Source organism: Bacteroidota bacterium (assembly GCA_016183775.1).
In the GTDB taxonomy this organism is placed as follows: domain Bacteria; phylum Bacteroidota; class Bacteroidia; order JABDFU01; family JABDFU01; genus JABDFU01.
The window spans coordinates 1-14,430 of record JACPDY010000117.1 but is presented as its reverse complement, the minus strand read 5'-3'; the positions used below and the strand labels follow the sequence as shown (position 1 = coordinate 14,430).

Genomic DNA, 14,430 nt, shown 5'->3' with positions numbered 1-14,430 from the left:
TAGCGGCGCTTCGACAGGCTCAGCAACCGCAACAGGAGCCGGAGGAAGTCCGGGTTATACATTCGCATGGAGCAATGGAGGTACAACATCTCAGATATCAAATCTCACATCTCAGATCTATACAGTAACAGTAACAGATAGTAAGGGATGTGCGGCGACTACTACTATCGCGATAACTTCGCCACCACCCTTAACCGGACAATTTACCAAGGGTACAGCCGGCTGTGCGGGATGCGGCTGTAAAGAATGGCTCATGGTAAATGCGGCAGGCGGCACAAGTCCTTATAGTTACATCTGGCCGGACGGATATGTGAACCGGTATAAAAATAAATTGTGTCCGGGTGGTTATAGTGTAAATATAAAGGATAAGAATGGGTGCAGTATAAATGTCAGCCTGACCACCCCGTGATAAGATAGCTAACATAAATAGTGTGTTATTAACTGATAATTAAATATTTATAACATCTGTATATTTATTTTAAAGCAAATATATTTAATAAAAAAGTATTGGATGTTGGATACAGTAACACTAACTTGTTGTCAGAAAAAGGCAGAATAAATTATACCAATTTGATTTAATTTTTAGTCCAATCAATATTGGTATAATGCCGATCGGATAGCTTGTTTGGGCCAATGAAATTGGACCATTACAGATATCACATCGGTATTACAGATTAAAGGGTAAATTAATCCAGCAACATGGAGCATTACTGCATCAGCAACAAAATTTTCGGACGGGAAAATTATTTGATTACTCTCCTTTTTTTATTATTTACTATTTACGGAGCACGGGCTAGTGATCTGATGAGATCATGTCAGTCCGGTAACTCGCTTGGTCAGGCTATTACAGAAAGCGAAAAACAAACTATTTTAAAAAAGATTGCCGACCTGCCCATTATGTTCCGTAAAAATATGGGTCAATGGGATGGTTGTACTGCTATTGGTGAGAATAAAATACTTTACAGGGGATCATCCCCCGGCTGGAACGCGAATGTATATTTTATGAAGGATCATTTAAGTTTTGGATTCAGACGGGAGAAGGAAATTCATACTGAACTGACACCGGGAAAAAGGGCAATGGATGATGGAAAAGAAAATACAGAATATCTTGTATGGAACATGTGGTTTAAAGGGATGAACTCCGATTTAATCATTTCAAATGAAGGCGAACAAAACAGTCAAACAAATTATTTGTTGGGTAATGATCCTTCAAAATACTGCACAAATGTGCCTGATTATAAAATGATCAGGTACAATGATATTTATAAACAAATTGATCTAAGGTATTATAGCAATGGCACTGAGCTTAAGTATGATTTTATAGTGAAGGCGGGAGGCGACATTAATAAAATTCAATTAGGATGTGAAGGGATAAAAAGATTGCAGATAAATGAGGAGGGAAATTTAATTATAAGCACAGCATGGGGTGATCTGATCGAGCAGATTCCGGAGTCGTACCAGGATATTGGAGGAAACAAAAAGCAAATCAGGATATCTTATAAATTGATTAATGATACAACTTTCGGTTTTGTTTGCGATCAGAACTATGATAAACAGATTCCGCTTGTTATAGATCCGGTTAATCTCGTTTGGTCAACCTATGTTGGGCCACTGAGTGGTTCTTCTGAAGGTTATATTTTTGATATGGCTCTTGATCCTGCTGGTAATGTATATGGTACCGGTTGGTTTAATGACAAATTTCCGACAATGGCAGGAGTGTTTGATCAGACATTCAATAATCCGCTTACAGGTGTGGTTGCAAATGATTGGGGTAATTCAGATGCTTATGTTTTCAAACTTTCGGCCAACGGATCGTCATTGATTTATGCAACATACATAGGTGGAACTTTAAATGAGAACCTTATCAGTTATGCTGCTACAGATGTATATCGAGCGGGAATTGCTGTTAACGCCTCTGGTGAAGTTTTTATTTCAGGATCAACCTATTCAACCAACTTTCCCACTACACCGGGTGCATATGATGTAACTCACAATGGAGGCACTGATGCATTTGTATTAAAACTGAATGCTACTGGTACGACGTTGATGTATTCAACATTTTTGGGTGGTTCAGGTGAAGATTCAGGGTTTGATATCGCGATCAATGCTGCTGGTGAAGCTTTCGTAACAGGATTTACCGCATCGGCCAATTTTCCTGTAACCGCAGGAGCGTTTGATTTATCATTTAATGGAGGAGCCCATGATCTTTATGTAACCAAACTTAACGCATCAGGTGCGGGGTTGTCCTATTCAACTTATCTGGGAGGATCTTCCGATGACCGTGCTTACGGTATTGTTTTGAATGCTTCCGGTCAGGCATTTCTCACAGGAGCAACATCTTCCCCCAATTTCTCTGTTACTGCCGGAGCCTACGATGTAAGTTATAATGGAGGTTTAGATGCTTTTGTTACAAGGGTCAATGCAGCCGGCTCTAACCTCATTTATTCAACGTATTTAGGCGGGGCTGGGGCTGCTTTTAATATCAATGAGGCAGGGCAGGCAATTGCAATTAATGCTTCTGATGAAGCCTTTGTTACAGGTGAAACCTCTTCATCCGACTTTCCTGTTACACCCGGCGCATACGACGTCACATATAATGCAGGACAAACAGACGCCTTTGTGACAAAACTAACCTCGTCCGGTGCTTTTATAATTTATTCAACTTTTGTCGGTGGCTCAACAATGGAAGATCATGGATTTGGGATTGCAGTTAATTCGGTCGATGAAGTATATGTTTCAGGAATAAGCTATTCTACTAATTTTCCGGTTACTCCCTGCGCTTATCAAAGTACTAAAAGAGGATGGCCCGACATAATATTATTCAAACTTAATAATACATTGAGCACAATGCTATATGCAACCTATATGGGAGGAACAGGTGATTTTAATTATTATGTTCCCAAAGTATGCCTTCGCGGGCCTTGCCAGGAAGAAGTGATATCATGTGGCACAACACATACAAGCAACTTCCCGACAACTGCCGGCTCTTTTCAACCCGCTAAAATAGGGTTAACCGGATTTGATGAACGTCCTGTGGTATTTAAGTTCAAGCCCAATGTAACTCCAAACTTCACTTTTACAGCTTCCCCAAATTGTAATTCTTCTGTTCAATTTACAGATGCAAGCACAGGTACATGCGTTTGGAATAGCGGTGCCTGGACAGCTTCATCATGGAAATGGGATTTTGGTGATGGAACTACTTCCAACCTTAAGAACCCAACTCACATTTATACTACCGGAGGAACTTATAATGTAAAACTTGTGATCGCTTGTCCGGCAGATTCAATTACAATTCCTGTAACAGTCACCAGTGTGAGCTGTTGCATCTCTTCACTGAATCCTACTATTAATATTGTACATGCTGGTTGTGGAAATAACGGATCAGGATCAATAGTTTCTGTTTCAGGAGGCACTTCGCCTTATACTTATAGCTGGTCGCCTTCTGGAGGAACAAATGCTTCGGCTACCGGCCTCTCTCCCGGTTCTTACAACGTTACTATTAGCGATGCAGCGAATTGTAAAAATGTGGCGAACATCCAGATCAATAATTCTCAGCTGGTAATTTCTACCTCTGTGCAGGGTATTTTATGTAATGGCAGCAGTAATGGAACCGCTTCTGTGTTAATCGCGGGTTCGACTTCTCCATACACTTATAATTGGAGTAATGGCCAAACTACCCAAGTTTCAACAGGTCTTTCTGCAGGCAATTATACTGTAACTGTTCGTGATGTGAATGGATGCAGTGTAACAAAGGTGGTTACAATAACTCCCAAGCCTCCGGTAGCGTACACAGTTACTCCAACTAATGGTACCTGTGGAAATCCGGGAAGCGCATCAATTACTGTTACGGGTGGGGCCTATTCCTATTTATGGAGTAATAGTCAAACAACAGCTTCTGTTACCGGTCTTTCAGCCGGAACGTATTCAGTAACCGTTACAGATGGAAACGGATGTGTCGGAACAAGGACATTTTCAATTTCAATCGCAGCTAATCCCAATACCGCAACTTTTACCCAATCACCAAGTGGAATAGTATGCCTGGGTACCAATGTAACATTTACCAATACCGGTTCCACAGGCACTTACAACTGGCTGGTTTCTCCGGCAAACGTTAGCGGTTCAACGGTTAACTTTTCCTATACCTTTTTAAGTACAGGGAGCTATACCATTTCGCATACAGTCACTTCAGGTGGATGTTCAAAACAGGAAACATCCACAGTTAGTGTTATTAATTGTACAAGCGGTCCTTCTGTAGCGGCTACAGGCAGTTCGGTCTGTCCCGGAAGTTGCGGCACAGTAACTGCCAGCGGAACGGGAGGTACAAGCCCATATACTTATAGCTGGAGTAATGGTGCAACAACCCAAAACATCAGTCCATGTCCTGCATCAACAACCACCTATACCGTAACGATCCGTGATACCGGGGGCAACACATCCACCTCAACAGCAGTAGTAACAGTAAACCCTGCTATTTCAGTAAATACCACGGCCACTAACCTGGCCTGTAACGGCGCGACCAATGGAAGTTCATTAGCGAGCCCGGCAAACGGAACCGCTCCTTATACATATAGCTGGAGCAATAACCAAACCACACAAACAGCTACAGGTTTACTACAGGGTAATTACACAGTAATTGTAACCGACAACAAAGGCTGTACCGCAGTATCAACAACAACACTTACAGAGCCGATAGCGATAACTGCAAGTACCACTCCAACGGCAGCCGGCTGTGGTGTGTCAAATGGGGGGGCCACAGTATCGGCCGGAGGCGGAACAGGAGGATTAACATATACATGGAGTACGTCCGCAACGGGGCAAACAATATCGGCAGTAGCAGCCGGTACTTATACCGTTACAGTGAGGGATGGGAACAACTGTACAAAAACCGCCATTGCAGTGATCAGCAATTTCCCATCACCTGCCATTAATAGCTTAACGGGTAATAATTTGCAATGTAGTGGCGGGAATAACGGTACAGCCATTGTTGCAGCATCAGGAGGAACAGGAACACTGACCTATAACTGGAGCAATACGTCCTCAGGAGTTACCTCGATCACGGGCCTTACTGCGGGAACTTATGTAGTAAGCGTCAGGGATGCATCAGGATGCTTAGTGGTTAGCACAGTAAGTATAACAGAACCAGGCGCAATAACTTTCACTACAAATGGCGTAAATGCCAATTGCGGAAATTCCAATGGCAGTGTAAGCGTAGTGGCCGGAGGCGGAACAGGCACATTGATTTACAATTGGAGCAATAGTTCCACAGGGCAACTGGTAACAGGTCTTGGCGCGGGCATTTACACCCTTACAATCACAGATGCGAATTCCTGTGTGAAAACGGCAACGGCAACAGTTAACAATATAAATGGAGCAACGGTAACAACAACAGTACAAGCCAATGTAACCTGCAATGGAGGAACGAACGGCAGCGCACTCGCAAATCCGGTTGGAGGAACAACGCCATACACCTATAGCTGGAGTAATGGTCAAACTGCTCCCACAGCCACAGGTCTTGGTGCAGGAAGCTATACAATAACAATAACCGATGCAAGCGGGTGTAGTTCAATTGCAAATGCAGTAATCATTTCACCGGCTGCACTAACGGGAGAATTCGCGAAGGGCACTTCCAACTGCTCGGGTTGTGGTTGTAAAGAATGGATCATGGTAACCGCGGCAGGTGGCACCAGTCCTTATAGTTACACCTGGCCTGACGGATATGCGAACCGGTATAAAAACCTGTTGTGTCCGGGTAATTATAGTGTAAATATTACAGACAAAAACGGGTGCAGTATAAATGTTAACGTGAGTGCACCTTAAAGTTGTTTTTAATTCAGTTTTATTTACAATAAATATGTTAGTTAGATAACTAACATTATTTACTTATTAATATCTGATTATGAGTATTGTATGCTTTTATTACCGAGGTATGATCACAAATTAGAATTACAACAATGTATTTTATTTTGGATGTGAGGATTTTAAATTTAGGTTTTATAAAACATGAAAAAATAATTGTGAATATTATAAAATATGAATTAAAAATTTTCGAATGAAAAAGTGCTTTCTCGCCTCTTTGCTAATTCTTTTTAATGTTTTCTATTTGTTTGCCGGTACTGCAAATAAATACAATTTTACTGAAGACAAGGGATCGCAATCTCACCCAAATGGGCTTGCCACCGGAATGAGTTTTATTCAGAACGAGGGTCAGTTTATTGATACGGAACAACAGATGCGACCCGACATTCTGTTTAAAGGTGATGGGGGAGGAGTTGATGTGTATTTGCGCAAAACCGGTGTGAGTTACGTCTTAACCAATATTGGTGAAATAATAAGCAGAGTAAATGAACAAATTGATGCGTTAATAAGAGCCGGTAAATTAAGTGAAAGCGGTGAGCGGAAAAAAAAAGATGAATTAATGCAGGAGCAATTGTTAAAACTGAATCGTGTAGATGTCGATTTTGTTGGTTGTATTGCAAGTAGTGAAGTTGTTGGTATTGATCAGCTTGAAGGATATAATAACTATTATTATCCATATTGTCCGAAAGGTTTGACCCATGTAAAGTCATTTAATGAAGTTGTTATGAAAAATATATATAAAAATATTGATGTAAGGTATTATGGAGGTAAGTCTCAGGGGCTAAAATATGATATTGTCGTAAATGCGGGCGGCAATCCTGATGATATTAAACTGAAATATAGTGGGGTGGAAGAATTACAAATTAAAAATTACAGATTAGAAGTAAAAACGAATATTAACGAACTGGGGGAATACATACCAAAAGTATACCAAAATATTGATGGAAAAATTGTGGACGTAGAGGCACGTTACATTTTAAGCGGAACAGTTGTAAGCTTTGAATTCGGAACATGGAATCCCTCATATCCTTTAGTAATTGATCCATGGGTAACTTATTTCGGAGGGAGTAATGAAGAGAGGGGGCTTTCCGTTGCTACAGATAAGCAGCTAAGCCTTCAGGAGCATGTCGTAGACTTCTGTTCTTCCAGGAGGAATGATCTTCGGAGCCTTTGCCTGCCCCATCGAAGCGCCTGCTTTGCTCCTCGACATCATGTACCTTGAGAAGGCTCCTTTTGTCAAGAACCTCACTTTGATGGCTTCTTCAGGATCTTTTATTGCAAAGTTTGATCCCACTGGTGTTTTGATATGGTCTACTTACTTTAATGGAGGAAGTGATGTAGCCTGTGATGCAACAAATAATATTTTTCTGTGCGGGGCATCTTCTGGTGTACCTGTTATGGCTGCATTTCAGCCCGCTCCTGCAGGCGGGGGGGATTGTTTTATCACGAAATTTAGCAGTGGTGGAGTTATGCAATGGTCTACCTATTTTGGTGGGACAGGCAATGATCAGGGAATAGGCATAACCTGTGATACTTTTGGAAATGTCTTTTTTACCGGACTCACATCATCAACTAATTTTCCGACATTATCACCATTTCAGGCTGGATTAAATGGAGGAACGGACTCTTTTGTTGTCAAATTGAATCCTGCAACCGGTTTTCCTGTTTGGTCAACCTATTATGGAGGTAACCTTACTGAAGGTACGAATGTTGACGCGGCAATTGCTGCAGATAATTTTGGGAATGTCATTATAACCGGAAGCACAAATTCCACAACAGGTATTTCTACTGCGGGATCTTTTCAACCGGGAAACAGTAGTACGGGCTTCTCAGAGGGATACGTTGCTAAATTCAGCAGCACAGGCAATCTCTTATGGGCCACTTATCTCGGAGGGAGTGGATATGAAGAACCAAGAGGAATTGCAACAGATAATAAAAACAATATTATAGTGTCGGGCGATACCTATAGTACTAATTTCCCGATTACATCCTGCGCTTTTCAGAAATCATTTTTGGGTACAGAGGATCAGTTTATCACCACATTTGATCCTAATGGTAAGTTGATTTGTTCCGGCTTTCTTGGTGCAGGGAACTCAAGTTCCACGCACAATGAAACGATTGATGGATGTGGTGGTATTGTTGCTGTTGATGGCTGCTTTGTATATTTAATTGCAAGCAGTTGGTGCATCTATCCGGTTACACCTAATGCATATCAGTTCAATTGTGGTGGTGTATGGGATGCTACGTTTGCACAACTTTATGTAAATACATGTGGGGGCGTAACAAGTATGATCAACTTTAGTGGAAATTCAACACTCTGTGCAGGTAATACGATAAATTTTACTTCTTCCTATATTGGTTGCGACAAAACCGGAATTACATACCTGTGGACATTTCCTGGAGGTACGCCATCTACTTCAACTGCAGTAAATCCTACAGGGATTGCGTACAATACGCCGGGAACATATCCTGTAAAGCTGGTTATACAACAACCTTGTGGGAGCGATAGCCTTGAGAAGCTTAATTTTATTACTGTCAATAATTGCGGTTGCACTATGTCTGCTTCAAATGCAATAACGACGAACGTGAGCTGTAATGGTGGAAACACTGGTAGTGCAACAGCTAATGTATCTGGAGGTACAGCACCCTATACATATTTGTGGAGTAGCGGTCAGACTACACAAGTGGTTACGGGGCTTACTATGGGGACTTATACGGTTACAGCAACGGATTCAAAAGGTTGTACACAGCCACAAGTAATAAGTATAATTCAGCCGGAACCAATTAACTTAAATTTATCGGGTACAAATGTCAGTTGTACTTCAAGTGGTAGCGCATCTGTTTTTGTTCTTAACGGAGGCAGCCCCCCTTATATATACAGTTGGAGTACTGGTCAAACTACTGCTTCAATTTCAGGTATTCCGGCCGGTAATTATACAGTAACAGTTGCCGATGGCAATGGATGTAAGATTGTTAAAGCGTACACAGTAACAGGTACGAGTCCCGTTTCTGCGTCCTTTACAGCTTCTTCAGCTTGTAAAGGAAGTGTTGTCAACTTTACAAATACAGGGACTGCGCCCGGATCGGGAGTTACATACAACTGGGTTATTTCACCCATTTCACCGGCAAATGTTAGTGGTACCACTACTGATTTTTCTTACACATTTTTATCTACAGGAATTTACAACGTTTCTCATACAGTTAATAGTGGCGGATGCTCTTCCAATATTGTCATCACCATTACGGTTGTAAATTGTACCGCGGGTCCAATTGTAACAACTACGGCAAATTCAGTTTGTCCGGGGTATTGTGCAACGGTAACGTCAATTGCCACAGGAGGAGCAAGTCCTTACACTTATGCATGGAGTAACGGTTCAACAACTCAAAATATTAGCCCCTGTCCTGTATCAACAACAACATATACTGTGACGATTAGAGATGTTGGAGGAAACTCTGCAACATCAACCGCATTGGTAACAATAAATCCTTCCGTGACAGCAACAATAACCCAAACAAACTTAACTTGTGCAGGAAGCAATAATGGTTCAGCACAGGCTATTGGTGCAGGAGGAAGTCCTGTATATAGTTTTTCCTGGAGCAATGGCGCTGCCGCATCCCTGATTTCGAATCTTTCATCTCAAGCATATACAGTAACTATAACAGACAGCAAAGGTTGTACCTCAATTTCCACAACCACTATAGTTTCTCCACCTGTGTTAGCAGGGCAATTCGCCAAAGGTACTGCCAATTGTGCCGGATGTGGTTGTAAAGAATGGTTAATGGTAAACGCAACTGGTGGTACAAGTCCGTATAGTTATACCTGGCCGGACGGGTATGTGAACAGGTATAAAAACCAGTTATGTCCGGGAAGCTATACCATTAATGTTAAAGATAAAAACGGGTGTAGTGCCAATTTAATAGTTAACGCCCCTTAAATGGCTTCTGTTCAATTTAGATAAAAACGCCTGCTTGCCGTAGCAATGGCTAACGCGTTGGCAGGCAGGGGTGCAGTATAAATGTTAGTTTAACCGCGCCTTGATATAGTAATGCCGGTTTGGCATTAACGGCTTAATATGAATTACCTCAAATGAATCTGCGATCATTTCCTATAACACTATTGGTATTGCAGGTGCTGGCTATTCCTATAACTGTTGCTCAAAGCGATCGTTTAGTTTCAAAAAGCAGTTTAGCTTCATCCTTTGCTTCTAAAAAAAACACCTCTGAATTACAAGAGATGCTTAGTAATACAGATATGAATTTCGCATTCAGAGAAAATGCCGGACAATGGGGAGCGAATATTCTGTACCAGGGTTCATCAGAAGCCGGTAATGTTTATTTTTTAAAGGATGGTTTGAGTCTTTGCCATGTTAGAGAAGCTGAAGGGAGCGAGGAGAAAAATAACCTGACCGAACTTCATAAAGAAGTTGCTGAAGAGTATTCTTACCTCGTATGGAACATTCATTTCCTTGGAATGAATAGTAAAGTTAATATATACGGTGCCGGAGATCAGGAAAGTAAAACCAATTATTTATTGGGGCGGGATGCGGATAAGCATGTGAAAAATGTAAAAGATCATCGGTTAATAAGGTATGATAATGTCTATAAAAATATTGACCTGCAGTATTACATTAAGGATACCGATCTTAAATATGATTTTATTCTAAAGCCGGGTTCTGATATAAATGACATACAGCTGGCCTGTGAAGGCATTGAAAAGCTAAAGACAAATAGCGAAGGAGAAGTTGAGGTATTCACCAAATGGGGAACATTAATTGAGAGACGGCCCTATTGTTACCAGTTGATCAATGGAACAAAACGTGAGATAATTGTCAATTATATACTTCGGAACGATACCACTTTTGGATTTAGAATAGATGGAGAATATGATCCGGCCTATGCAGTAATAATAGATCCCGTAACATTAAAATGGGGAACCTTTGTTGGCGGAAATAGTACAGGAGCTGGATACTTGTTTGATATCGTCGTTGATGGGGCAGGGAATATCTATGGAACGGGCTGGTATAGAAATAATTTTCCAACAACTGCCGGAGTTTATGATCCTACATATAATGGTTCCTCCGGAAATGGTTATTTTACCGATTATAAAGAGGCCGTTTCAAATATCGACGCGTTTGTTTTCAAACTGGATCCTACAGGAACTATTTTGATATGGGCTACATATATTGGTGGTAACAAAGATAATGAAGCGGGCTGGGGTATTGATCTTGATGCAGCAGGTAATATTTATGTTTGTGGGTATACACAATCCACTGATTTTCCGGTAACAGCGGGAGCGTATGATAATACTTTTAATAACTGGCCGCCAACTTTTCCTACAAACTTTATTACTCGTCCCGATGCTTTTGTGTTAAAATTAAATCCTGCCGGATCAACGTTAATGTATTCAACATTCATTGGGGGCTGGTACCAGGACTACGCGATGGATTTAGCTGTTGATAATGCGGGGAAGGCTTTTGTGGTTGGACATTCATTCGGTGCACAAGGCCTTATTACCACTCCGGGCTGTATTCAACCAAATCCTACAAACAGCGAGCCCGGATGGTTCGTTGTGTTAGCCGCTACAGGCGCTTCGGCAAATTATTCAACTTTTCTCAGTGGCGGGGCGTATGACTGGCCTTTAGGCGTGGAGATCAATGCAGCCGGTGAGGCGTTCATAACAGGTTTTACCTGGATAAGTCAACCGGCTAATCCATTTCCGACAACTGCCGGAGCGTTTCAAACGGCTTATGGAGGAAGTGATGACTTAACGGTTATGACCAATTACACAAAAGGCGACGCATTTGTGTGCAGGATAAATCCATTGGGAGGCGGGATGTCGGATCTCGTGTATTCTACTTTTCTTGGAGGTTCGAGAGATGATGGAGGAGTGGATATAACGCTTGATAATCTTGGAAACGCCTATGTTGTTGGCTGGACTGAGTCCTCTGACTTCCCTGTTACTGCAGGTTCTTATGATACATCATTTAACGGACCTGTTGCCAATACATCCTGTTGCGGCGGAGTGGGGGGAGGTGACCTGTTTATTGCAAAAATTTCTCCTTCAGGTAATAATCTGGTATACTCAACTTACCTGGGAGGCACAGCGGCTGATGCCAATACAAGCGGTTATTGGATTTTTATGTCAGCAATTGTTATTAATCCGGCGGGAGAAGCTTTTATTACAAGTTTTACAGGATCGCCCGATTACCCTGTAACCAACTGTGCGTTTCAGACTACTCAGCAGGGTGCGATACAATGGGATGGTGCTATGGATGGAGTTTTAAGTAAATTAAGTGCGGATGGAAAGAACTTGCTTTATTCATCTTATGTAGGCGGATCATTGAATAATGATTATGGAGCATCCCTCGCAGTTGTTGGATCAAATCCCTGTGATCAGGAAGTTATTATGGGAATTACAACACATTCAGCTAATTTTCCAACGCTTGGTCCCGCGTATAAAATTGCTAAGGGAAATACAACGGCCGTAAGTTTTGGTACCGCCCGTACTGGCGAACTGGATCAACCCGTGATAGTTAAATTCGCTCCTAAAGTAAATGCAGGATTTACCAGGTCAGGGACTTTATCGTGTAATTCACTTGTTCAATTTACTGATACTACCAATCAATGCGGTTTATGGGTGCCTCTTACTACATGGGCATGGGATTTTGGCGATGGCACAACGTCCAGTGTACAACATCCTACTCATGTGTATTCTGCCGGAGGTACGTATAATGTAAAATTAACAGTCGGTTGTCCGGCTTCCTCCATTACAATTCCTGTAACGATTTCCGGTGTTGGCTGCTGCGTTTCATCTTTGGGTTCAACTGTCAACGCGATCGACGCGAAATGCGGATCAAATGGTTCCGGATCTGTTGTTGCCGTAACAGGCGGAACTTCTCCTTATACTTATAGCTGGTCGCCTTCGGGCGGAACAGGTGTTACAGCCGGAAATCTTCCGCCCGGTTCTTATAGTGTGCTGATAACTGATGCTCTTAACTGCAAAACAGCTGCGAATATTAATGTCGGTAATTTGCAATTGGCTGCTACGGTATCAGTGAATAATGTTGCATGTAATGTTGGTAATAATGGAACAGCAACGGTTGCAGCAACAGGAGGCGTATCATCATATACTTATAATTGGAATAATGCACAAACCGCGCAAACGGCCACGGGCCTCTCGGTCGGAAATTATACGGTTACTATAAGGGATGGAGCTGGCTGCAGCATAACGAGGACGGTTACAATTACTACTATACCAATGGGAACTCTAAAGATCTCAGCCGTTGATGTGACATGTGGTGATGGTGGCAGCGCGACCATTAATACTTTAGGTGGCACTTCCCCATATAGTTATTTATGGTCAAATGGCTCAACTGCGAATAAAACAACAGGTCTCATCGCCGGAACCTATACTGTAACTGTTACTGATAGCAATGGATGTACCGCTTCAAGTACAGCAAGTGTAACAGGCATACAAACTGTTTTTGCATCGTTTACGCAATCTCCCGGAACTGTTTGTATAGGAACAACTGTAAACTTTACCAATACGGGCACAACAGGAACCGGTGTAACCTATTCATGGTTTACGAATCCTGGTTTCGCATCGGGATCCACAGAGCATTTCTCCTACACCTTTTTGTCTGCCAGAACATACACTGTTCAACATGTAGTAACAAGTGGGGGCTGCTCGGCTGTTATGACCAGTACCATAACAGTAACAAATTGTTCCGGTCCAACCGTAACCGCAACGGGCAGTTCAGTATGTCCGGGTAGTTGCGCAACAGTTACATCAAGTGGTACAGGAGGAATTTCTCCTTATACTTTCTCGTGGAGTAATAATGCAACTACCCAGAATATCAGTCCTTGCCCGATAATAACAACTACCTATACAGTAACAATAAGGGATGCCGGTGGAAACACATCTGCTTCAACAGCTTTAGTTACAGTTAATCCTGTTGTAACAGTTAATGCAACGGTTTCTAACATAAATTGTAATGGGGGATCCGGCTCGTCCACAGCCTCGGTTGGAAGCGGAACTTCTCCATATACATACAATTGGAACAATGGACAAACTACACAGACTGCAACGGGGCTTACCGCGGGCAACTATACTGTAACAGTTAACGATTCGAAAAACTGTACAGCTACTGCTGCTGTTACAATCATTTCACCTCCCGCTTTGTCGGGCCAGTTTACCAAGGGGACAGCTAATTGTACAGGTTGTGGATGCAGGGAATGGATAATGGTAGCTGCAACAGGTGGTACAAGTCCGTATACTTATTCATGGCCGGATGGATATACTAACAGGTATAAAAATAAAATTTGTCCCGGTAGTTACGCTATAAATATCAAGGATAAAAACGGGTGCAGTGTAAATGTTAATCTAAACGCACCCTGAAAAATCAGACACTTTTTTCCAAGGCTTTTTCCCTTACAATCCATCGATACGCCCCTCTGGTCGTAAAACCAAATAAAGAAACAATTACCTTTAACTCGATCAAAGTAGAGCAGTTATGACCGAGCAGAAATTGGCGTATATAACCCGAGAACAATCCTGGTTCCTGTAATGTCTTG

5 protein-coding genes are annotated in these 14,430 nt (G+C 42.0%); all 5 read left to right on the top strand.

The features are described from left to right. Positions 1-409: SprB repeat-containing protein (locus tag HYU69_14100; protein MBI2271472.1), on the top strand; the 409-nt coding region annotated here is incomplete at its 5' end. A gap of 290 nt (positions 410-699) precedes the next feature. Next, positions 700-5,817 carry a PKD domain-containing protein gene (locus HYU69_14095; GenBank protein ID MBI2271471.1) on the top strand — a complete coding sequence of 1,706 codons (5,118 nt, stop codon included), beginning with the start codon at positions 700-702 and terminating at the stop codon, positions 5,815-5,817. Positions 5,818-6,049: 232 nt separating this feature from the next. Next, on the top strand, positions 6,050-7,078 hold the full coding sequence (locus HYU69_14090; protein MBI2271470.1) for a hypothetical protein: 1,029 nt from the start codon (positions 6,050-6,052) through the stop codon (positions 7,076-7,078). Then, positions 7,011-9,791, top strand: coding sequence for an SBBP repeat-containing protein (locus HYU69_14085; GenBank protein ID MBI2271469.1), 2,781 nt, complete (start codon positions 7,011-7,013; stop codon positions 9,789-9,791). Before HYU69_14090 ends, HYU69_14085 begins: the two co-directional genes overlap by 68 nt. A 152-nt stretch (positions 9,792-9,943) precedes the next feature. Next, entirely contained in the window at positions 9,944-14,254 is a 4,311-nt protein-coding gene (locus HYU69_14080; protein MBI2271468.1) for an SBBP repeat-containing protein, read from the top strand. The last annotated feature ends 176 nt before the right edge of the window (positions 14,255-14,430 follow it).

Bases quoted from the DNA above. Each gene is read 5' to 3' on its own strand.
- HYU69_14080 (MBI2271468.1), top strand. From the start codon at position 9,944: ATGAATCTGCGATCATTTCCTATAACACTATTGGTATTGCAGGTGCTG.
- HYU69_14090 (MBI2271470.1), top strand. From the start codon at position 6,050: ATGAAAAAGTGCTTTCTCGCCTCTTTGCTAATTCTTTTTAATGTTTTC.
- HYU69_14095 (MBI2271471.1), top strand. From the start codon at position 700: ATGGAGCATTACTGCATCAGCAACAAAATTTTCGGACGGGAAAATTAT.
- HYU69_14085 (MBI2271469.1), top strand. From the start codon at position 7,011: ATGATCTTCGGAGCCTTTGCCTGCCCCATCGAAGCGCCTGCTTTGCTC.